This window comes from Coprococcus sp. AF21-14LB (assembly GCF_003458885.1).
GTDB lineage: Bacteria > Bacillota > Clostridia > Lachnospirales > Lachnospiraceae > UBA9414.
Genome location: NZ_QRVX01000014.1, coordinates 22,170 through 44,311 on the forward strand (window position 1 = coordinate 22,170; position 22,142 = coordinate 44,311).

Annotated in this window: 18 protein-coding genes and 1 pseudogene; 17 read left to right on the forward strand and 2 right to left on the reverse strand. The window is 41.4% G+C overall.

All coding sequences use genetic code 11. The annotated features are described in order from the left end of the window. Positions 1-16 precede the first annotated feature (16 nt). Positions 17-1,173 (forward strand): annotated as a pseudogene (locus DWX73_RS05300) (cysteine desulfurase family protein). 20 nt (positions 1,174-1,193) lie between these two features. Next, entirely contained in the window at positions 1,194-2,375 is a 1,182-nt protein-coding gene (gene thiI / locus DWX73_RS05305; protein WP_118347615.1) for a tRNA uracil 4-sulfurtransferase ThiI, read from the forward strand. Between the two features lie 49 nt (positions 2,376-2,424). On the opposite strand, the gene DWX73_RS05310 is transcribed toward thiI, so the two are convergent. Beyond that, positions 2,425-2,661: an HPr family phosphocarrier protein gene (locus DWX73_RS05310; protein ID WP_118347562.1), complete on the reverse strand. Its 237-nt coding sequence runs from the start codon at positions 2,659-2,661 to the stop codon at positions 2,425-2,427. Between the two features lie 102 nt (positions 2,662-2,763). Between DWX73_RS05310 and mtaB the strand changes: the two genes are divergently transcribed. The 15 genes from mtaB to DWX73_RS05385 all read left to right on the forward strand — a co-directional run bounded on the left by mtaB (position 2,764) and on the right by DWX73_RS05385 (position 21,356). Beyond that, positions 2,764-4,071, forward strand: coding sequence for a tRNA (N(6)-L-threonylcarbamoyladenosine(37)-C(2))-methylthiotransferase MtaB (gene mtaB / locus DWX73_RS05315; protein WP_118347565.1), 1,308 nt, complete (start codon positions 2,764-2,766; stop codon positions 4,069-4,071). A gap of 56 nt (positions 4,072-4,127) precedes the next feature. After that, complete coding sequence (locus DWX73_RS05320) at positions 4,128-4,391, forward strand: IreB family regulatory phosphoprotein (protein WP_118347567.1); 264 nt, start codon at positions 4,128-4,130, stop codon at positions 4,389-4,391. Between the two features lie 4 nt (positions 4,392-4,395). Beyond that, a complete protein-coding gene (gene ruvX, locus DWX73_RS05325; protein WP_118347569.1) occupies positions 4,396-4,830 on the forward strand; it encodes a Holliday junction resolvase RuvX in 435 nt (144 codons plus the stop codon). Between the two features lie 11 nt (positions 4,831-4,841). Further along, positions 4,842-5,102, forward strand: a complete 261-nt coding sequence (locus DWX73_RS05330; RefSeq protein WP_118347570.1) for a DUF1292 domain-containing protein — start codon at positions 4,842-4,844, stop codon at positions 5,100-5,102. Between the two features lie 93 nt (positions 5,103-5,195). Continuing rightward, entirely contained in the window at positions 5,196-6,860 is a 1,665-nt protein-coding gene (locus DWX73_RS05335) for a ribonuclease J (protein WP_118347617.1), read from the forward strand. A gap of 95 nt (positions 6,861-6,955) precedes the next feature. Further along, entirely contained in the window at positions 6,956-7,597 is a 642-nt protein-coding gene (locus DWX73_RS05340; protein ID WP_118347572.1) for an O-methyltransferase, read from the forward strand. Between the two features lie 16 nt (positions 7,598-7,613). Beyond that, the gene (locus DWX73_RS05345) at positions 7,614-8,840 is read left to right on the forward strand and encodes a peptidase U32 family protein (protein ID WP_118347574.1); all 1,227 of its coding nucleotides are present in this window, start codon (positions 7,614-7,616) and stop codon (positions 8,838-8,840) included. A 139-nt stretch (positions 8,841-8,979) separates the two neighbouring features. Further along, entirely contained in the window at positions 8,980-10,953 is a 1,974-nt protein-coding gene (locus DWX73_RS05350; RefSeq protein WP_118347576.1) for a sodium-translocating pyrophosphatase, read from the forward strand. A 251-nt stretch (positions 10,954-11,204) separates the two neighbouring features. Next, complete coding sequence (locus DWX73_RS05355; protein WP_118347578.1) at positions 11,205-12,488, forward strand: substrate-binding domain-containing protein; 1,284 nt, start codon at positions 11,205-11,207, stop codon at positions 12,486-12,488. 107 nt (positions 12,489-12,595) lie between these two features. Further along, positions 12,596-14,104 carry a sugar ABC transporter ATP-binding protein gene (locus DWX73_RS05360; RefSeq protein ID WP_118347580.1) on the forward strand — a complete coding sequence of 503 codons (1,509 nt, stop codon included), beginning with the start codon at positions 12,596-12,598 and terminating at the stop codon, positions 14,102-14,104. Positions 14,105-14,122: 18 nt separating this feature from the next. Continuing rightward, entirely contained in the window at positions 14,123-15,778 is a 1,656-nt protein-coding gene (locus tag DWX73_RS05365; RefSeq protein ID WP_118347619.1) for a galactose/methyl galactoside ABC transporter permease MglC, read from the forward strand. A gap of 117 nt (positions 15,779-15,895) precedes the next feature. Then, entirely contained in the window at positions 15,896-17,509 is a 1,614-nt protein-coding gene (locus DWX73_RS05370; protein ID WP_118347583.1) for a response regulator, read from the forward strand. Beyond that, on the forward strand, positions 17,490-19,343 hold the full coding sequence (locus DWX73_RS05375) for a cache domain-containing sensor histidine kinase (RefSeq protein WP_242996640.1): 1,854 nt from the start codon (positions 17,490-17,492) through the stop codon (positions 19,341-19,343). The genes DWX73_RS05370 and DWX73_RS05375 overlap by 20 nt, the downstream gene beginning before the upstream one ends. A 6-nt stretch (positions 19,344-19,349) precedes the next feature. Then, the gene (locus tag DWX73_RS05380; protein ID WP_118347587.1) at positions 19,350-20,321 is read left to right on the forward strand and encodes a sugar ABC transporter substrate-binding protein; all 972 of its coding nucleotides are present in this window, start codon (positions 19,350-19,352) and stop codon (positions 20,319-20,321) included. A gap of 18 nt (positions 20,322-20,339) precedes the next feature. Next, complete coding sequence (locus DWX73_RS05385) at positions 20,340-21,356, forward strand: galactose ABC transporter substrate-binding protein (RefSeq protein WP_118347589.1); 1,017 nt, start codon at positions 20,340-20,342, stop codon at positions 21,354-21,356. 78 nt (positions 21,357-21,434) lie between these two features. Here DWX73_RS05385 and sigK read toward each other — a convergent pair whose 3' ends face one another. Beyond that, positions 21,435-22,055: an RNA polymerase sporulation sigma factor SigK gene (gene sigK / locus DWX73_RS05390; RefSeq protein WP_118347591.1), complete on the reverse strand. Its 621-nt coding sequence runs from the start codon at positions 22,053-22,055 to the stop codon at positions 21,435-21,437. Between the last annotated feature and the right edge of the window lie 87 nt (positions 22,056-22,142).

Below are 22,142 nucleotides of genomic sequence, written 5' to 3' on the forward strand. Positions count from 1 at the left end.
TTAGAAGGAGACAATCATGGAGGTATATTTAGATAATTCGGCAACAACGCGTGCATATGATTGTGTGCGTGATCTTGTGGGAAAGGTTATGTGCGAAGATTACGGCAATCCGTCTTCTATGCATCGGAAGGGAATTATCGCAGAGAATTATGTGAAAGAAGCAAAGCAGAGATTTGCGAAGATTCTGAAAGTACAGGAGAAAGAGATTTTCTTTACATCCGGAGGAACAGAGAGTGATAATCTGGCGCTGATTGGAACGGCAAGAGCAAATAAACGAAGCGGCAATCATATCATTACTTCTTCTGTCGAACATCCGGCGATTTTGAATACACTCCGCTATCTGGAGGAGGAAGAAGGGTTTCGGGTTACTTATCTTCCGGTAGATCGGGAAGGGAAAGTGCGTCTTGATGTACTTCGGCAGTCTCTATGCCAGGAGACGATTCTTGTCTCTATTATGTATGTCAATAATGAGATTGGAACATGCCAGCCGATTCGTGAGATTGCTTCTATTGTAAAAGATTATAACCGAAATATCCTGTTTCATGTGGATGCAGTACAGGGATTTGGAAAATATTATATTTATCCGAAGAAAGACGGAATAGATCTTCTTACAATCAGTGGACATAAAATTCACGGACCGAAAGGAACAGGAGTGCTTTATATCCGGGATGGAGTGAAAATCCGCCCAGTGATTTTTGGCGGAGAGCAGCAGAAGAATATTCGTTCAGGAACAGAAAATGTTCCGGGAATTGCAGGCATTGGCCTGGCGGCTTGGGAGATTTACCGCAATTTAGATGCGAATGTGTTGAAGATGCGGGAATTGAAGGCATATTTTGAGGAAGGGCTGAAGAAGATCGAGCATACAGTTATCCATGGACTTCAAGCTGTGAAGGGGCGCCTCATATTGTAAGTGCCGGCTTTGCAGGCATTCGTAGTGAAGTGCTTCTGCACACATTGGAAGAACATGGGATTTATGTCTCTTCCGGCTCTGCCTGTGCGTCAAACCACCCGGGAATCAGCAGTGTATTAAAGAGCATCGGCACTTCGAGAGAATATTTGGACGCAACGATTCGCTTCAGTATGTCAGAATTTACAACAAAAGAAGAAATTGACTATACACTGCAGACATTATATAATTGTATACCTATGTTAAGAAGATATATGCGGCGATAGCCGGAGAAAGGATACAGAAGATGAGATTTCAGTCATTTTTAATTAAGTACGGTGAGATTGGTATTAAAGGAAAGAACAGATATCTGTTTGAAGACGCGCTTATGCGTCAGATCCGTTTTGCATTGAGAGATGTAGAGGGGACTTTTAAAGTAAGTAAAGCCCAGGGGAGAATCTATGTGGACTGGGAAGGCGATTATGACTATGATGAAGCGATTGAATGTCTTCAGAGAGTGTTCGGAATCGTTGGAATCTGTCCGGTCATTCATGTGGAAGACAAAGGGTTTGAAGAACTGAAAAAAGAAGTTGTTTCTTATATGGATCGCATGTATCCGGATAAGAAGATTACTTTTAAAGTGGAATCAAGACGAGGAAAGAAAAGCTATCCAAAACGTTCTATGGAGATTAATTGCGATCTTGGAGAGGCAATTTTAAATGCATTTCCGGAGATCCGGGTAGACGTGCATAAGCCGGATGTTCTTTTAAATATTGAAGTGCGGGATGAAATTTATATTTATTCCGAGATCATTCCGGGACCGGGAGGAATGCCGGTTGGAACGAACGGTAAGGCAATGCTCCTGTTGTCAGGAGGAATCGACAGTCCGGTGGCAGGTTATATGGTGTCAAAGCGAGGCGTTGGACTTGAGGCGACTTATTTTCATGCGCCGCCGTATACAAGTGAGCGTGCAAAACAGAAAGTCATAGATCTGGCTAAATTAGTGTCCAGATATTCTGGTCCGATCAAGCTTCATGTTGTGAATTTTACAGATATCCAGCTTTATATTTATGACAAATGTCCGCATGATGAGCTGACAATTATTATGCGGCGCTATATGATGCGGATCGCAGAGCATTTTGCAAGGGAAAATGATTGTCTTGGTCTGATCACAGGAGAGAGTATCGGACAGGTGGCAAGCCAGACAATGCAAAGCCTTGCAGCAACAAACGATGTCTGCACGATGCCGGTATACCGACCGCTCATTGGCTTTGACAAACAGGAAATTGTGGAAGTATCAGAGAAGATTGACACATATGAAACATCTATCCTGCCTTTTGAGGATTGCTGTACGATCTTTGTTGCAAAACATCCGGTAACAAAACCGAATATTGGGAAAATACGCAAATCAGAGGAACGTCTGAGTGAGAAGATTGATGAGCTGATGAAAGAGGCGATTGAAACAACAGAAGTGATTGTTGTAAAATAGAATAAAAGAATAAAAGAGAATGTCTCCGGACATTCTCTTATCATGCATCTTATTCAACAATGTATGGAGTCAGTACAGCAAGAACATCGTCTAACTCGCCGTCAGAACCGTGAATGTTCAATTCGATTGGTTTCGAGAGGTCCAGACTGAAGATACCCATGATTGATTTTGCATCGATAACATATCTGCCGGAAATTAAATCAAAATCATAATCAAATTTTGTGATATCATTCACGAAGGATTTTACTTTGTCGATAGAATTTAAAGAAATTTTTACTGATTTCATTGGAAATTACCTCCTGATTAGTTTTGCATATTACTATATTAAATCCAGCAGGAGTAAAAGTCAAGAAACAAACTGACGAAGTGGAAAGGAATTAAAATAACGATGAAAAAGGTTGCGTTACATAACTTGGGATGTAAAGTAAATGCTTATGAAACAGAGGCAATGCAGGAACTTCTGGAGGCAAATGGTTATGAAATTGTGCCGTTTGCAGAAGGCGCAGATATTTATATTATCAATACATGCACAGTTACAAATATGGCTGACCGTAAGTCGCGTCAGATGCTGCATCGGGCGAAGAAAATGAATCCGGATGCAATTGTAGTTGCAGCTGGCTGTTATGTGCAGGCACAGGAGGAAGAGGGAAAGACGGACGACTGTGTTGACATTGTTATTGGGAATAACTGTAAAAAGGATCTAATTGCAATCCTGGAAGAGTTTTCTGCAAAGAGCAGAAAAGAAAATGAGCACCGGGTAATGAAAGATCTGGTTGATATCCACCATACAAAAGAGTATGAGAACTTGAACTTGAGTAAAACGGTAGAACATACAAGGGCGTATATTAAAGTTCAGGATGGTTGTAATCAGTTTTGCACTTACTGTATCATTCCTTTTACAAGAGGGCGTGTAAGAAGCAGAAGCAAACAGGATGTATTGAAAGAAGTATGCAGGCTTGCGGAACATGGATATCAGGAAATTGTATTGACAGGAATCCATTTGAGTTCTTATGGTGTAGATTTGCAAGGGGAAAATCTGCTCTCGCTGATAGAAGCAGTTCATGAGATTGAGGGAATCAAACGAATCCGGCTTGGATCTTTGGAGCCAAGGATTATTACAGAGGAATTTGCCGCGCGGCTATCAAGACTCGAAAAGATTTGTCCTCATTTTCATTTGTCTTTACAAAGCGGATGTGATGCGGTATTGAAACGCATGAATCGAAAATACGATTCTGCAGAATACTATGAGAAATGTATCCTTCTGCGGAAATATTTTTCTAATCCGGCGCTGACAACAGACGTTATTGTGGGATTTCCCGGAGAAACAGAAGAAGAATTTGAAGAGTCGAGAGCTTTTGTAGAGAAAGTAGGTTTCTATGAAACACACATTTTTAAATACTCAAGACGTCAGGGAACGAAAGCTGCGGCAATGAAAGACCAGATACCGGAGCAGGTGAAGGCAAAGCGCAGTGAGATACTTCTGGAACTTGATCAGAGACAGCGCAGAGCGTATGAGGCACTCTGGAAAGGAAAAGAAGTAGAAATACTTGTGGAAGAGGAAATTATAAGAGACGGACAGAAATACTGGACAGGACATACAAAAGAATATATCCGCGGGGCATTTATCACTGAAGAATATGTGCAGAATCAGATTGTCAGAAAATGTCTTGGGGTGGATTCACAAATTGTGCATTGAATTTTGCAGCTATTTATATTAGAATAAGAGGGAAGTACATTAAAGGACGTGATAAGATGAGCAACTTAAGTAATACACAATTTTTTAAAGTAGAGACAGGTCCTCAGATTCAGGCGAAAGATATTCTTGAGATTGTTTACAGTGCATTAAAAGAGAAAGGATACAATCCGGTGAATCAGATCGTTGGTTATATTATGTCAGGAGATCCGACTTATATTACAAGTCATAACGGTGCGAGAAGTCTCGTGATGAAAGTAGAACGTGACGAACTGGTAGAAGAGATGCTCAAGGCATATATTGAGCATCAGGGATGGGAATAACGCCATGAGGATTATGGGACTTGATTATGGTTCAAAGACTGTTGGTGTGGCCATCAGTGATCCGCTCGGAATTACAGCACAGGGCATTGAAACAATTGAACGAAAGATGGAGAATAAGCTGAGGCAGACTCTGGCTCGTATTCAGCAGCTGGCGGAAGAATATGAGGTAGAGAAAGTTGTCGTTGGACTTCCAAAGCATATGAATAACGATATCGGGGAACGGGCAGAAAAATCTCTTGAATTTGCAGAGATGGTAAAAAAACGTACCGGACTTGAGGTTGTGATGTGGGACGAGCGCCTTACAACTGCCTCCGCTGAGCGAACTCTGATCGAGAGCAATGTTCGAAGAGAGGATCGTAAAAAATATATTGATAAGATCGCAGCAGTTTTTATTTTACAGGGGTATCTGGATGCCCTGAGTATACAGAACGGACAGTAGCAGGAGAATACATGGAGAAAATTAGATTTGAATTTGGGGAAACAGGGGAATCTGTTGATTTCTTTGTGTTGGAACAGACAAAAGTAAATGGAAAATCATACATTCTTGTGACCGATTCTATGGAAGATGATGCAGAATGTCTGATTTTAAGAGATACGAGCAAGGCAGAAGAAGCGGACAGTGTTTATGAAATTGTAGAAGATGAGGTAGAACTGTCAGCAGTGTCAAAAGTGTTCGAAGAGCTGCTTGAGGATGTTGATATTGAGCTGTAGCAGCTCTTTATTTGCTGAACATTTATAAGTGTGATGAATGTGTGCACATAAGAAAAATTAATGTACGGAAAAATATATGGAGGTGTCATTTTTTTGAAACGAGAGAACAACTCAAAATTAAAAATCATTCCTCTCGGAGGTCTGGAACAGATCGGAATGAACATTACTGCATTTGAATATGAGAACAGTATTGTTGTTGTTGACTGCGGCCTTGCCTTCCCGGAGGATGATATGTTGGGAATTGACCTGGTTATACCGGATATCACATATTTGCGTGATAATATTGAAAAGGTCAAAGGATTTGTCATTACGCATGGACATGAGGATCATATCGGTGCGTTACCTTATGTATTAAAGGAAATTAATGTACCGATCTACACAACCAAGCTGACAATGGGAATTATTGAGAATAAATTAAAGGAGCATAATCTGCTGCGGTGTACGAGAAGAAAGGTGGTTCGTCACGGACAGTCTATTAATTTGGGACAGTTCAGAATTGAATTTATTAAGACAAACCACAGTATTCAGGATGCATCGGCACTGGCAATTTATTCACCGGCTGGAATCGTTGTGCACACAGGCGATTTCAAAGTAGATTATACGCCGGTGTTTGGAGATGCCATTGATTTGCAGCGTTTTGCGGAGATCGGGAAAAAAGGTGTTCTGGCGTTGATGTCAGACAGTACGAATGCAGAACGTCAGGGCTTTACGATGTCAGAACGGACGGTTGGAAAAACATTTGACACACTTTTTGCAGAGCATAGGAATACGCGTATCATTATTGCTACATTTGCATCGAATGTAGATCGTGTTCAACAGATTATCAATTCTGCATATAAGTATGACCGCAAGGTTGTCGTGGAAGGAAGAAGTATGGTCAATATCATTTCCACGGCATCAGAATTAGGATATTTGAATGTACCGGATAAGACACTGATTGAAATTGATCAGTTGAAGAATTATCCGGATGAAAAAACAGTTCTTATCACAACCGGAAGTCAGGGAGAATCTATGGCTGCGCTGTCAAGAATGGCTGCAGATATTCACAAGAAAGTGACAATTAAGCCGGGGGATACAGTTATTTTTAGTTCTAACCCGATTCCGGGAAATGAAAAAGCTGTATCAAAGGTAATCAATGAACTTTCACAAAAGGGAGCGAATGTAATCTTTCAGGATGCTCATGTATCAGGGCATGCCTGCCAGGAAGAACTGAAATTAATTTATTCTCTTGTAAAACCGCGTTATGCCATTCCGGCGCACGGCGAATATCGTCATCTGAAAGCGAACGCAAAACTGGCTGAATCGCTTGGAATTGACAAAGAGAATATCTTTATCCTGAAATCAGGCAATGTATTAGAATTGGACGATAAGAGTGCAAAGATCAGCGGACAGGTACACACAGGAGCGATTCTTGTAGATGGACTTGGTGTGGGCGATGTAGGCAATATTGTACTTCGGGATCGTCAGCATCTGGCTGAAGATGGTATCTTGATCGTCGTATTGACATTGGAGCGCGGCAGCAATCAGCTGCTTGCAGGTCCGGATATTGTTTCACGCGGTTTTGTGTATGTGCGTGAATCGGAAAGTCTTATGGAAGAGGCAAGACAGGTGCTTCAGCAGGCTTTGGAGGGATGTCTTTCCAACCGTCACGCAGACTGGAGCCGGATTAAACTTGTGATTCGTGATACGATGAATGACTTTATCTGGAAGAGGACAAAGAGGAAACCAATGATCCTTCCGATCATTATGGATGTATAAATCATTATGAAGTATAAATGAAGTTTAGAGACGGGACATGCAATACTGTCCCGTTCTCATTTGTTGTTAGAAGAATAACACAAAGGATAGAAACGATGATAGTAGATGAAAGAATGATTTCCTATCTGCATTCGCTGGAGAGGAAAAATAGTGAAATATTGGAGAAGATCGAAGAGGAAGCGTTGGCTTCCTATGTGCCGATTATCCGAAAAGAAATGCAGAGCTTTCTGAAAGTGCTGCTTTTGATTAAAAAGCCGGTAAGGATATTGGAAGTAGGGACAGCGGTTGGTTTTTCAGCAATTTTGATGAGTGAGTATATGCCGGAGAATGGTCATATTACAACGATTGAGAAATATGAAAAGCGTATTCCGATTGCGAGAGAGAATTTCCGGCGTGCAGGGAAAGAAAACTGCATCACATTGATGGAGGGAGATGCACTTGAGCTTATGAAAGAACTTTCCGGTCCCTATGACTTAATTTTTATGGATGCGGCGAAAGGGCAGTACATTAATTACATGCCGGAAGCAATAAGACTTCTTTCGGAAGAAGGCGTCCTTGTATCAGATAATGTGCTTCAGGATGGGGATATTATTGAATCGCGTTTTGCTGTAGAGCGGAGAAACAGGACGATCCACAGTCGGATGCGGGAATATTTATATGAATTGAAACACGATGAACGTCTGGAAACGGCAATCATTCCTCTTGGGGATGGGGTTGCAGTCTCCAGAAAACTTTAATTTAGGAGGGAAAAACATGGCAAGACACCCTGAACTTTTGATTCCGGCAAGCAGTCTTGAAGTGCTAAAGACAGCAGTTATTTTTGGCGCGGATGCAGTGTATATTGGCGGAGAAGCTTTTGGACTTCGGGCAAAGGCAAAAAACTTTTCAATGGAAGATATGCGGGAAGGAATTGCATTTGCACATGAGCATGATGTGAAGGTATATGTAACAGCAAATATTCTGGCACATAACAAAGATTTGGACGGTGTCCGGAAATATTTTGAAGAATTAAAAGAGATCCGGCCGGATGGGCTGATCATTGCAGATCCGGGGGTATTTGAGATTGCAAAGGAAGTGTGTCCGGAGATTGAACGGCATATCAGCACGCAGGCAAATAATACAAACTACGGCACATATAATTTCTGGTATCGTCAGGGAGCAAGCAGGGTTGTATCAGCGAGAGAACTATCGTTGGAAGAAATCAAAGAACTTCGTGCAAACATTCCGGAAGATCTGGAGATTGAGACGTTTGTCCATGGTGCGATGTGTATTTCTTATTCCGGAAGATGTCTTTTGAGCAATTATTTTACAGGACGGGATGCAAATCAAGGTGCCTGTACACATCCTTGCAGGTGGAAATATGCTGTTGTAGAGGAAAAACGTCCGGGAGAATATCTTCCGGTTTACGAAAATGAGAGAGGAACCTATATCTTTAACTCGAAAGATCTTTGTATGATCGAACATATTCCGGAATTATTGGAGGCAGGAATTGACAGTCTTAAGATTGAAGGACGTATGAAGACAGCGCTTTATGTGGCTACGGTGGCAAGGACATATCGTAAGGCGATTGATGACTGTCAGAAAGATGTGGAGCTTTACCGCAAAAATATGCCGTGGTATTTAGATCAGATTTCGAACTGTACTTACAGAAAATTTACTACCGGATTTTTCTTTGGAAAACCGGATGAAGAAGCGCAGATTTATGATAACAATACCTATGTAAAAGAATATACATATTTGGGGATCGTAGGAGAAGAATGTGACGGGATGTACCGAATCGAGCAGCGCAACAAATTTTCTGTCGGGGAAGAGATTGAGATTATGAAGCCGAATGGAGAGAATGTCCGGACAACTGTAAAACGAATCGTGAATATGGATGGCGAGGAGCAGGAGAGCGCACCGCATCCAAAACAGGAACTTTTTATTGAATTAGACCAAAAAGCAGAAAAATTTGACATTTTGCGCAGAGAGGAAGCCTAAAAAGCATTGACAGTTGGTCAATTTTATGGTACAAAAAATATATGGTCTGCATATAGACATTTGAAACCGTATGTGTTACACTAATACGGTTAGTCTGTGTGAAAGTTACTAATGAATGAAATGAAATGGAGGAAATGTAATGAACTATTTTGCAGCGATTGTCGGAATTCTGGCACTCCTCTTCGCAGCTTACCTTGCAAGCAGTGTAGGGAAACAGGAAGTTGGAACAGACAGAATGAAAGAAATCTCTTCTGCAATTAAAGAAGGCGCAAAAGCATTCTTATTTGCAGAGTATCGTGTGCTGGTCGTGTTCGTACTCGTTCTTTTTGTCCTGATCGGTCTGGGACTTCAGAACTGGGTGACAGCAATCTGCTTTGTTGTCGGAGCATTGTTCTCAGTAGCAGCCGGCTATGTCGGAATGAATGTAGCTACTAGTGCGAACGTTAGAACAGCAAATGCCGCAAGAAAAGGCGGTATGGTTAGCGCCCTTGCAATTGCCTTTAAAGGCGGTGCAGTTATGGGTATGTGTGTAGTTGGACTTGGCTTATTTGGATGTACAGTAATCTATGTTATTACAGGAGATGTATCTGTACTGTCAGGCTTCAGCTTAGGTGCATCTTCAATTGCGCTGTTTGCCCGTGTAGGTGGAGGTATCTATACAAAAGCAGCAGACGTTGGAGCAGACCTTGTTGGTAAAGTAGAATCCGGAATTCCGGAAGATGATCCGCGTAACCCGGCAGTTATCGCAGACAATGTAGGTGATAACGTAGGTGACGTTGCGGGTATGGGAGCAGACCTGTTTGAATCTTATGTTGGTGCGATTGTTTCAGCAGTAACACTTGGTGTTCTTTCCTATAAAGCAGAGGGAGCATTCTTCCCGCTGATGTTGGCGGCAATCGGTGTACTTGCATCAATCATCGGATGCTTCTTCGTACGTGGCGACGAGAAGAAAAACCCACATTCCGCATTAAAGATGGGTACATATGTATCTGGTATCATTGTAATTATTGCTTCTCTTGTAATGAGTAAGCTGTTCTTTGGAAACTTCAATGCAGCTATGGCAATCATTGCCGGTCTGATCGTTGGTATCCTGATCGGATTTATTACAGAGGTTTACACATCTGATGAGTATCGCTTCGTAAAGAGAATTGCAGAACAGTCTCAGACAGGTCCTGCAACAACAATCATCAGTGGTATTTCTGTAGGTATGCAGTCTACATGCGCTCCGATTTTATTCATCGGTGTTGGTATTTTTATTGCATATCAGTGCTTTGGGGTATACGGAATTGCTCTTGCAGCAGTAGGTATGCTTTCTACAACAGGTATTACAGTTGCAGTTGATGCTTACGGTCCGATTGCTGACAATGCCGGCGGTATCGCTGAGATGTCAGGTCTTGATCATTCCGTAAGACAGATTACAGATAAGCTTGATGCAGTTGGTAATACAACAGCAGCTATGGGTAAAGGATTCGCTATCGGATCTGCTGCTCTGACAGCATTATCTCTGTTTGTATCATATGCATCTACAGTAGGACTTAAGAATATTGATATTTTAAATGCGCGTGTTATCATCGGTTTATTTGTTGGTGGTATGCTTCCATTCCTGTTCTCAGCATGGACAATGGATTCTGTTTCGAAAGCTGCTTACAGCATGATCGAAGAAGTAAGAAGACAGTTCCGTACAATTCCGGGAATCATGGAAGGAAAAGGCAAACCGGATTACACAGCATGTGTAGATATTTCTACAAAAGCTGCTTTAAGAGAAATGATCAAACCAGGTGTCATTGCAGTTGTTGTTCCGATCCTTACAGGTATCGTGTTAGGTGCGGATGCACTTGGCGGACTTCTTGCAGGCGCACTTGTTACAGGTGTTCTTCTTGCAATTTTCCTGAGTAACTCAGGTGGAGCTTGGGATAATGCTAAGAAATACATTGAAGCCGGAAATTACGGCGGAAAGGGAAGTGAAGTTCATAAAGCGGGTGTTGTTGGAGATACAGTAGGTGACCCGTTCAAAGATACTTCAGGACCTTCTATCAATATCCTGATCAAACTTATGACAATCATCTCCTTAGTATTTGCACCGTTATTCGTTGCAATCGGAGGACTGTTATAATCATATGATAGTGAGTTAAAAGAACAGAGTTTTCGTGTGTATATGCGGAAACTCTGTTTTTTTTGTGCTATTATTCGATATTTTTATACAAGAATTTCCATGTAAAATATAAAAAATTATTAGATATTAACAATCATTCTTGAAAAATATTCAATGAAAAAAGAAAAAATTTCTATGTATTCTGTGCAAAAATTCCATTATACTGGCAATATCAACAAAACGTGAAACGTAATGGAAGGAGATCATGTATTATGAAAAAGAGAATTGCGTTATTAATGATGGCAGCAGCATTAGCTGTATCAGCTACAGCTTGTGGTTCAGGCGGAGACACTTCTGACGGGGGAGATAAAAAAGGTGAAGCAAAAACATCAGAAGTTGCTAACAAAGACAAACCATTAGTATGGTTTAACCGTCAGCCATCTAACAGTTCTACAGGAGAACTGGACAAGACAGCGCTGAACTTCAATAAAGATACATATTATGTAGGATTTGATGCAAATCAGGGTGCTGAGCTTCAGGGAACAATGGTTAAAGATTATATCGAAGCAAACATTGATAAGATCGACCGTAACGGCGATGGTGTAATCGGATATGTACTTGCAATCGGTGATATCGGACACAATGACTCTATCGCTCGTACAAGAGGTGTTCGTAAAGCTCTTGGAACAGCAGTAGAAAAAGATGGAAACATCAACAGTGATCCGATCGGTACAAACACAGACGGATCTGCAAAAGCAGTTAAAGACGGAGAATTGGAAGTAAACGGAAAGAAATATGTTGTTCGTGAACTTGCTTCTCAGGAAATGAAGAACTCTGCAGGTTCTACATGGGATGCAGCAACAGCAGGTAACTCTATCGGAACATGGTCATCTTCTTTTGGAGATCAGATCGATGTAGTTGCATCTAACAACGATGGTATGGGAATGTCAATGTTTAATGCATGGTCAAAAGACAATAAGGTACCGACATTCGGATACGATGCAAACAGCGATGCAGTTGCAGCAATCGCAGAAGGATACGGCGGAACAATCAGCCAGCATGCAGACGTTCAGGCTTACTTAACACTTCGTGTTCTTCGTAACGCACTTGATGGTGTAGACATTGACACAGGTATCGGTACAGAAGATGAAGCAGGAAATGTTCTTTCAGATGATGTTTATGTATACAGAGAAGAAGAACGTTCTTACTATGCATTAAACGTAGCTGTAACAGCAGATAACTATCAGGACTTTACAGATTCTACAAAGATCTACGAGCCGGTTTCTAATCAGCTTGATAAAGAGAAAAACCCTACTAAGAAAGTATGGCTTAACATCTACAATGCAGCAGACAACTTCTTAAGTTCTACATATCAGCCATTGCTTCAGAACTATGATAAACTTCTTAACCTTGAAGTTGAGTACATCGGTGGAGATGGCCAGACAGAATCTAATATCACAAACCGTCTTGGAAACCCTGGACAGTATGATGCATTCGCAATCAACATGGTTAAGACAGACAACGCAGCTTCTTACACATCCTTACTGAATCAGTAATCACAGATGCAACAATAAAGAGGACATAACTTATTAGGGAGAAGAGATTCTCCCTAATATCCTCTTGTAGGACAGAATAAATCTAACGAATACAGGAGTAGAGAATAATGGCAGATAAGAAAGATGATATCATCTTATCGATATGCGGCATGAGCAAATCCTTTGGACGTAACCGTGTTCTTGATCATATCAATCTGAATGTAAAACGCGGAACAGTCATGGGACTTATGGGGGAGAACGGTGCAGGAAAATCTACAATGATGAAGTGCCTGTTCGGAACATATCAGAAAGATGAAGGTAATATTTTCCTTGATGGAAAAGAAGTGAGTTTTTCCGGACCGAAGGATGCCCTTGAGAATGGTATTGCGATGGTTCATCAGGAGCTGAACCAGTGTCTGGAGCGAAATGTAGTTGACAATTTATTTCTTGGACGTTATCCGGTAAATTCTCTGGGAATCGTTGATGAAGGACGAATGAAAAAAGAGGCTTCTGAATTGTTCAGAAAGCTTGGAATGACAGTGAACCTGACACAGCCGATGCGGAATATGTCTGTATCACAGCGTCAGATGTGTGAGATTGCGAAAGCAATTTCTTATAATTCAAAAGTAATCGTTCTTGATGAGCCAACATCATCCCTGACCGTCCAGGAAGTTGATAAACTGTTTGAAATGATGAATATGTTAAAAGAGCAGGGAATTGCTTTGATCTATATTTCTCATAAGATGGACGAGATTTTTAAAATCTGTGATGAAGTATCTGTTCTCCGCGATGGTAATCTTGTTATGACAAAGAGTACTCAGGAGACAAATATGAATGAGCTGATTGCTGCGATGGTAGGACGTTCTCTTGAAAATCGTTTCCCGCCGATAGATAATCAGCCACAGGATGTTGTATTGTCGATTCAGCATTTATCAACGAAATTTGAACCACATTTACAGGATATTTCATTTGATGTTAGAAAAGGTGAGATTTTTGGTCTGTATGGACTTGTGGGAGCTGGTCGAACAGAGCTTCTGGAAACGATTTTCGGAGTACGGACAAGAGCGGCTGGACGAGTATATTTCAATGGACATCTGATGAACTTTGCCAGTGCAAAAGAAGCAATGGATCACGGATTTGCAATGATTACGGAAGAGCGTAAAGCAAATGGTCTGTTCTTAAAAGAGGACTTAACGTTTAATACGACGATTGCCAATTTGAATCATTATAAATCAGGAATTGCTCTTTCAGAAGCTAAGATGGTAAAGGCAACTGCAGATGAAATTCGGATTATGCATACAAAGTGTATGGGACCGGATGATATGATTGCCAGCCTCTCCGGTGGTAATCAGCAGAAGGTTATCTTTGGTAAATGGCTGGAGAGAGATCCACAGGTATTTATGATGGATGAGCCGACAAGAGGTATCGATGTCGGTGCTAAGTATGAGATTTACGAACTGATCATTAACATGGCAAAACAGGGTAAGACAATTATTGTTGTTTCTTCTGAAATGCCGGAGATCCTCGGAATTACTAACCGTATCGGAGTCATGTCCAATGGACACCTCTCCGGAATCGTAAATACAAAAGAGACAAATCAGGAAGAGCTTTTAAGACTCAGTGCAAAATACCTATAAATGAGGGAGATTGAAGTTATGGCTAATGAAAACAATAAGATTCTTACGGCAGAGCAGGAATTAGAACTGCGCAAGCCGATCGAGGATCATATCGGTAAGATTCAGGCAAAGATTGACGGTCTCAGAGCAGACGGTACAGATAAAGTGGTTGCAATGCAGAATGCCATTGATACCATGAAAAGAGATAAGAGCCTGACAAAAGAAGAACGCGAACACAGAATTGCTGCTGCACACAAAGAATTGGAACAGGCAAAAGCAGTAGAATCCAAACATAAGGCTGAGATTTCAAAATTAATTTCAGAGGCAGAAAATTATCTGAAAGCACATTTTGATAAGGATTATTATCAGGCAGTCACAGCAAGCTGTGCTCAGGAAAAAGTTGCAGCAAAAGAAAAATACCGCTTAAAAGTAGCAGAACTTGAGAAAGAACATCAGGAACTTGCTTCTAAATTAAAAGATCACCAGGAGATTAAAGACGAGAATTATGTATATAAAAACCGTCTGTTTGATGCGAAACTTCAGTATCAGAAAAATCTTCAGAAAATCAAAGACAGAAGACATGCCGCATATAATTTTAAGTTCCATTTAATTGATTTACTGCGTATGTCTAAGTTTACATTTCTTGAGACAAGAGCACAGAAATGGGAAAACTACAAGTATACATTCAACAGAAGATCATTCTTATTGCAGAATGGATTGTATATTGCAATTATTTTAATCTTTATTGCATTATGTATCATCACACCGATTATCAAAGGAGCTCCGCTTCTGACATACAATAACGTACTTAACATACTTCAGCAGGCATCTCCTCGAATGTTCCTTGCACTTGGTGTTGCCGGTCTGATCCTTCTTGCAGGTACTGACCTTTCCATCGGACGTATGGTAGGTATGGGTATGACAACAGCAACAATTATCATGCATCAGGGAGTGAATACAGGTTCTGTATTTGGACATATTTTTGATTTTACGAAGATGTCTATCGGTGCAAGAATGATTCTGGCGCTTGTCGTATGTGTTGTACTTTGTACATTCTTTACAACAATTGCCGGTTTCTTTACAGCTAAGTTTAAAATGCATCCATTTATTTCAACAATGGCGAACATGCTTGTAATCTTTGGTCTCATTACTTATGCAACAAAAGGTGTATCTTTCGGTGCAATTGAGCCGACAATTCCAAACATGGTGATTCCTAGAGTCAATGGATTCCCAACAATCATTCTCTGGGCAGTAGCAGCTATTGCAATCGTATGGTTCATTTGGAATAAAACAAGCTTTGGTAAGAATCTGTACGCAGTCGGAGGTAATCCGGAAGCGGCAGCTGTTTCTGGTATTTCTGTATTCTGGGTAACTGTTGGTGCATTTATGCTTGCAGGTATCCTGTATGGATTTGGTTCCTGGTTAGAGTGTATGAGAATGGTTGGTTCAGGATCAGCAGCTTATGGACAGGGCTGGGAGATGGATGCCATCGCAGCCTGTGTAGTTGGTGGAGTATCTTTCACTGGTGGTATTGGTAAGATTTCAGGTGTAGTAGTTGGTGTATTTATCTTTACAGCACTTACATACTCTCTTACAATCCTCGGTATTGATACAAACCTTCAGTTCGTATTCTCAGGTATCATTATCCTTGTGGCAGTAACACTTGACTGTCTGAAATACGTTCAGAAAAAATAATTATGATATAAGGCAGAAGAGTCAGATGTATTTCTGGCTCTTTTTTTTCGTCCGGGATTTCTATTTCAATATACATCTGATATAATAATAGATATTAAAAACAATGGAGAAACAGTTATGGAAAAATACACAGTGCTTCTTGTAGATGACGAGGAAGAGGTAATTCAGGTCATTATGAAAAAAATAGATTGGGAAGGTCTTGGCTTTTCTGTGATCGGTTATGCGAATAATGGAGTGAAGGCATTTGAAATGGTGGAAGAATATCAGCCGGACGTGGTAATGACGGATATCAAGATGCCTTATGTAGATGGAATGGAGCTGGCGCACCGGATTAAAGAGGAATTTCCGGCAACGAAGCTTTTGATTTTTACAGGATTTGATGAATTTGAATATGCGAAAGAAGCTGTACATCTGGAAGTGGAAGAGTATCTTCTAAAGCCGGTAAATTCTGCGGAACTGACCAATGTGTTTTCGCATTTAAAACAGAAATTAGACCAGGAAATCAGCGAAAAACGTAATGTGGAAGTTCTGCAGAATTATTATCTGGAATCATTGCCGTTATTGCAGGTGAATTTTTATTCTACATTGATCGAGGGGAGGATTCAGCAGGAAGAGCTTCCGAAATATCTTAAAGATTATCAGATTACGATGGAAGGTCCTTTTTATTGCTGTCTTGTAATCCATACGTCGTCCAGCCGAATCCCCGATGGCGTGAATCCATTGCTCTTATTTACGGCAGTACAGAAACAGGCAGAGGAGCGCCTGGCAGAAGTCTGGAGAGGAAAATGTTTTTCTTATCTGAATAATACAGTTTTGATCGCACAGCTTTCGACAGAGCAGGAAGTATCCCGTCTGACAGATGAGTGTGATCGCTTTTGTCGATATGTGAAGCGGATGATGGGAGCAGTTGTCACAGTTGGAGTTGGTTTTGTATGCAGCAATATGCTGGAATTGTCGCAGTCTTACAGCAGTGCGAGAGAAGCTGTATCGTACAGAGCCATTTACGGAGCGAACAGAGCGATCAATATGAAAGAGATTGCGCCGAGAGAAATGAGTGAGAAAGAGACTGGAACAGACACAGAAGTTTTTACACATTTATTTAAAATGATTCGGCTTGGAACGGAGGAAGAAATCAGCGGGGCAGTGGATCAGTATTTGGATCAGATTGCAGTGCGGAACAGGACGCTGCAGCAGCATTATATTGTTGTAATGGAACTGGTCAGTGAATTATATCGGTTTTCATCGCAAAATGATATTGTAATGGAGGAATTTGCGGGGGATATGCGTTCATTATATGGGCGGATTCTCGATATGGAGCCAGAGACATTTCGTAAATGGCTCGTACAGATCAGTCTGTCATTACATGAAAAATTGACAAATGCACGGAGCAATTCCACAAAGTCTTTTGTGGCAAAGGCAAAAGAATATGTAGAAAACCATTATGGAGACGAAACCCTTTCACTGGATTTAATATGCAGGGAGCTAGGTGTGTCCAATTCTTATTTCTCAACAATTTTTAAGAAGGAAACAGGAAATTCTTTCATTGGATATCTGACAGAATACCGCATGGAGAAGGCAGCGGAGATGCTGATAGAATCGGATGAAAAGAGTTATATTATTGGGAAAAAGGTTGGATATACTGATCCGAATTACTTCAGCTATGTATTTAAACGACAATTTGGAACGTCTCCTTCCAAATATAGAACGGAGTATGCAGAGCGTGAAACATAATTATTCGAGAATATTAAAAAAATTAAAACCGAGGGGAATACAGTCAACAATCATGGTAATCTTTTCCGGAATTTCTCTTTCCCTTCTGCTTGTAAGCGGTCTGATCCTATATTCCCGCTTTTCTACCGTATTTCGAAAGGAAATGGTGCAAAGTACAAAAACGCTCATGGAGCAGACAGGAGAAAGTCTGGAAGATTATCTTGTAAAAATGCGTCAGATTTCAGATACGCTGTATTATAATGTAATAAAAGAAAACGATTTTTCCAGTGAGACAAAAGAAATTCAGCAGAAAATGAATCTGTTATATGCAGCGAATGATGAAAATCTGCAAAGTATTGCGATTTATAATCGTTATGGGCGTCTGATGGCAGCGGAACCGGTGGCGGAAGAAAAAAAAGATCCGGACGTTATGAAGCAGGACTGGTATCGACAGGCTGCAGAGAAGCAGGAAAATATGCATTTCTCCAATCCGCATGTTCAGAATCTTTTTGATGACGGTTCTTTTCGCTATTATTGGGTAATTTCTTTAAGCAGAGCCATTGAAATTACAGATCACGGCAGATCCCAGGAAGGGGTGCTTCTCGTAGACATGGACTATTCTGTGATTTCCCGAATGATGCGGCAGATTAATGAATCAAGCGGAGGGCAGTATTTTTATCTTTGTGACAGTGATGGAGAGATTATTTATCATCCAAAACAGATGCAGATTGGAGATGGAATCCAGAAAGAGAATCATCAGGCAGTAGCAGATTATAAAGAAGGGATTTATCAGGAGAAGTTCGAAGGAGAAAATCGAAAAGTAATTGTGAATACAATCAGTTATACCGGTTGGAAATTGGTCGGGGTGCTTCCGGACAGCACGTTTACGGATGGAATTATTGATATTCGCTATTTTGTTGCCATGCTGATGCTTCTTGTAGCGATGATGCTTGTGACGATTAACCGTGTTGTATCTGTGAGAATTTCCAGGCCGATTCTACAGCTCAGTGATTCTGTCAGAGAATATGAGGCCGGAAAGAAGCCGGAGATTTATATTGGTGGTTCTACCGAGATTCGTTATCTGGGACATTCCATCCAGAGTTTTTATGAGAAGATTGATGTCTTAATGAAAGAAATTGTGTGGGAACAGACAGAGCGCCGCAAAAGTGAGCTTGCAGCGCTGCAAAGCCAGATTAACCCGCATTTTTTGTATAATACGCTGGAATCCATTACCTGGATGATCGAAGGCGAACGAAACGAAGAAGCTTCTTTTATGATTACACAGCTGGCAAAGTTCTTCCGTATCAGCCTTTCAAAGGGCCGTACAGTTATTACGATCCGGGATGAGCTTCAGCATGCGCAGAGTTATATGAATATTCAGAAAATCCGTTACAAAAATACATTTTCCGTAACATTTGCTGTAGCAGAAGAGCTGTATTCTTACTGTACAGTGAAATTGATTTTACAGCCGCTTTTGGAAAATGCCATTGCATATGGGGTAGGAGCAATGGATGATTCCGGTGAGATTGTTGTGGCAGGAGAGCGGAAAGGAAGGGATATTATTCTTTCCGTCAAGGACAACGGTATCGGAATGGCAGAGGAAGAAGTAGAACATATATTGACAGACGGCGAACGTATCAGCAAACACGGCTCCGGAGTCGGACTCGTAAATGTCAATAACCGGATACAGATACTTTTTGGAAAAGAATATGGTTTGAAGGTAGAGAGTGAGCCGGATGAGGGAACGATTGTATCAATCAGAATGCCGGCAGTGTCGTATACAGAGGAGAATCGGGAAATTCTTGAGAAAGGTCATATGTTTCGGAAGGAAGATGTGATGGATGAGGAAGTGTAGCAGAGCATGGTAAGTGGGAAAAAAGGATTTATTATAACGGAAATGATATTGGGGCTGCTGGCAGCGGTGCTTGCGGTAAGTATGCTGCTTGGAAAAGGCGAACAGAAGCGGAATAAAGTGTCCGTAATCCTGCAGAATGCAGACGACAGCCGGTGGGCATCTGCAAAGTATGGACTGAAAACTGCCGGAGAAGATTTTGGAGTGGAAGTTACGATCGTAAATATGGAAAGCGGTTCCACGGCTAAAAAGCAGAGGCAGATGATTGAGACGGAATTAAAAAACGGAGCCGATGCCTTAATTGTGCAGCCGGCAGCTGGAGCCAAAGCAGAGTCGGCGGTGACACAGGTTAGAAAAAATATCCCGATCATGCTGCTGGAATCTATTTCTTCGAAAGACAGTGAAAAGAAAGAATGGGCGGTAACAGAACCGGATAATTATGAAATGGGACAGAATCTTGCTAAGGAACTTCTGAAAGATTATAATGAAAATCTTCAGGGAAAACGGATTGGAATTTTGGCCGAAACAATGGATATGGAGACAATTCGCAGGCGAGACGAAGGATTTCGGGATGCAATAAAAGAAGCGAACGGAGAAATCATCTGGTCTGTGGCAGGCTCCTTTACAGAAGCCAGTGGTACACTTACAAGCTGGCCGAAAGTAGATATTGTAATTGCACTGGATGACAGAAGTGTGAAAACAGCAGGACGCTATGCGGCGGGAAATCAGCTTTGGGGAGCAGTCGTATATGGAATAGGGCATTCGACAGAGGCAGTATATTACCTGGACACAAGAAATGTAGAATGTCTTATTGTTCCGGATGAGTTTGATGCGGGATATCAAAGTCTGAAGGAAGTAGCGCAGGCATTGGAGAAGTTCTGGCCTGAGATGAAAAGCAGAAATATTGCTCATACAGTTCTTCGGAGAGACTGTTTGTTTACGAAGGAGAGCCAGAAAATACTTTTTACAATGAGTCAGTAGAAAGACAGAGGTGTCAAAATGAAACAAAAAAAAGTGTGGGAAGTTTGTGCTGTGCTTATGTTTGGAATGCAGATCCTGTCAGGCTGTAAAGCAGGTGAGACAGCACAGACAGAGAAGATACATGTCGGAGTAACTTACTATAATCAGAGTGATACCTTTCTGAACGAAATGCTGTCAAGTTTTCGGGAGGAGCTGAAATTAGCGGCGGGAACATCTGAGACGACAGTAACGGTATTAGATGCTGCCGGAGCACAGCGGACGCAGGATGATCAGGTAAAGGAATTAATTGATATGGGATGTGATGTGCTGTGTGTCAATCTGGTAGACCGTGCAGATCCGTCAGAAATTATAGATTTAGCAAGAGATAATGACGTGCCTATCATTTTTTTTAACAGAGAACCGGTAGCGGAAGATCTGATGCAGTGGGATGGTCTCTATTATGTGGGAGCTGAGGCAAAGCAGTCTGGCATTATGCAGGGAGAATTAGCGGCAGAGGTTATCCGGAACAATGAAAAGGTTGACAGAAACGGTGACGGGAAAATACAGTATGTCGTGCTTGAAGGAGAGGCAGGGCATCAGGATGCGATTATCCGGACCGGGTATGCAGTGGATACATTGAAAAATCAGGGGATTATGCTGGAAAAATTAAGTTATCAGATTGCCAATTGGAGTCGCCCGCAGGCACAGAACCGGATGGAGCAGATGATTGGCCAATATCAGAATCAGATTGAACTTGTTCTGGCAAATAATGATGATATGGCGCTTGGTGCAATCGATGCTTATAAGGGAGCAAATTACACAGAAAATACATGGCCGATCTTTCTAGGGATTGATGGGACTCATGTAGGGCTTCAAGCATTTCTGGAAGGAGAACTGGCAGGAACAGTCTACAATGATAAAGAAGGACAGGCGGAAGCAATGGCTCATCTTGCAGTTGAAATCAGTGACGGTACAGTACATCCGGAGAAGTATACTTATTTACCGTATATTAAAATAACAGAAGAAAATGTCAGAGAATTTTTAGAAAGGCAGTAGGACAGAAAAAAGCTGATGCAGCGAATCGTCAGGCGGAAGAAAATGGTTCCGTTTCGATTTCCGGCATCAGCTTTTGTGTTATTGAAAATGTCTGCGCAGTTTTTCAATTGCACTTTTTTCAATCCGGGAGACATATGACCGGGAAATACCAAGCTGGGAAGCTACTTCCCGCTGCGTGTACTCTTCTTCATTATAAAGTCCATAACGCAGTTTAAGAACAAGTCGTTCCCGGGGAGAAAGTTCAGACTCTACTTTTGTATAAAGGAGTTGAATATCATCATGTAAGGCGATTTGTGCTTCGGCGTCAATCTCTTCTGTTTCCAGTATATCATAGAGCTGGATTTCATTGCCTTCGCAGTCTGTTCCGATGGGATCGTAGAGAGAGACCTCTTTGGAAGATTTTTTTTGGGAACGCAGGAACATAAGGATTTCATTTTCGATACAGCGTGCAGCATAAGAAGCAAGACGATTATTGCGTTTCGGATTGAAAGTTGTGACGGCCTTGATCAATCCGATTGTTCCAATGGAAATGAAATCTTCCTGGTCAGTGTCTGCGTGCTGGTATTTTTTTACGATGTGTGCGACAAGGCGAAGATTGCGTTCGATTAAGATATGTTTTGCATTCAGATCACCTTCGGTATATTTCTGCATGTAGAACTGTTCTTCTTCCCGGGAGAGGGGCTGTGGAAATGCTTTCAAGATCAATACCTCGCAGCGTGTTTAATACAATGTATGAGAAGTCAAATGGATTTGTGCTTTTCCATCAAAAACATTTTGGTTTCTGTG

Excerpts from the sequence above, each read along its gene's own strand:
- thiI (WP_118347615.1), top strand. The coding sequence starts at position 1,194 with ATGAGATTTCAGTCATTTTTAATTAAGTACGGTGAGATTGGTATTAAA.
- DWX73_RS05310 (WP_118347562.1), bottom strand. The coding sequence starts at position 2,661 with ATGAAATCAGTAAAAATTTCTTTAAATTCTATCGACAAAGTAAAATCC.
- mtaB (WP_118347565.1), top strand. The coding sequence starts at position 2,764 with ATGAAAAAGGTTGCGTTACATAACTTGGGATGTAAAGTAAATGCTTAT.
- DWX73_RS05320 (WP_118347567.1), top strand. The coding sequence starts at position 4,128 with ATGAGCAACTTAAGTAATACACAATTTTTTAAAGTAGAGACAGGTCCT.
- ruvX (WP_118347569.1), top strand. The coding sequence starts at position 4,396 with ATGAGGATTATGGGACTTGATTATGGTTCAAAGACTGTTGGTGTGGCC.
- DWX73_RS05330 (WP_118347570.1), top strand. The coding sequence starts at position 4,842 with ATGGAGAAAATTAGATTTGAATTTGGGGAAACAGGGGAATCTGTTGAT.
- DWX73_RS05340 (WP_118347572.1), top strand. The coding sequence starts at position 6,956 with ATGATAGTAGATGAAAGAATGATTTCCTATCTGCATTCGCTGGAGAGG.
- DWX73_RS05345 (WP_118347574.1), top strand. The coding sequence starts at position 7,614 with ATGGCAAGACACCCTGAACTTTTGATTCCGGCAAGCAGTCTTGAAGTG.
- DWX73_RS05350 (WP_118347576.1), top strand. The coding sequence starts at position 8,980 with ATGAACTATTTTGCAGCGATTGTCGGAATTCTGGCACTCCTCTTCGCA.
- DWX73_RS05355 (WP_118347578.1), top strand. The coding sequence starts at position 11,205 with ATGAAAAAGAGAATTGCGTTATTAATGATGGCAGCAGCATTAGCTGTA.
- DWX73_RS05360 (WP_118347580.1), top strand. The coding sequence starts at position 12,596 with ATGGCAGATAAGAAAGATGATATCATCTTATCGATATGCGGCATGAGC.
- DWX73_RS05365 (WP_118347619.1), top strand. The coding sequence starts at position 14,123 with ATGGCTAATGAAAACAATAAGATTCTTACGGCAGAGCAGGAATTAGAA.
- DWX73_RS05370 (WP_118347583.1), top strand. The coding sequence starts at position 15,896 with ATGGAAAAATACACAGTGCTTCTTGTAGATGACGAGGAAGAGGTAATT.
- DWX73_RS05375 (WP_242996640.1), top strand. The coding sequence starts at position 17,490 with ATGCAGAGCGTGAAACATAATTATTCGAGAATATTAAAAAAATTAAAA.
- DWX73_RS05380 (WP_118347587.1), top strand. The coding sequence starts at position 19,350 with ATGGTAAGTGGGAAAAAAGGATTTATTATAACGGAAATGATATTGGGG.
- DWX73_RS05385 (WP_118347589.1), top strand. The coding sequence starts at position 20,340 with ATGAAACAAAAAAAAGTGTGGGAAGTTTGTGCTGTGCTTATGTTTGGA.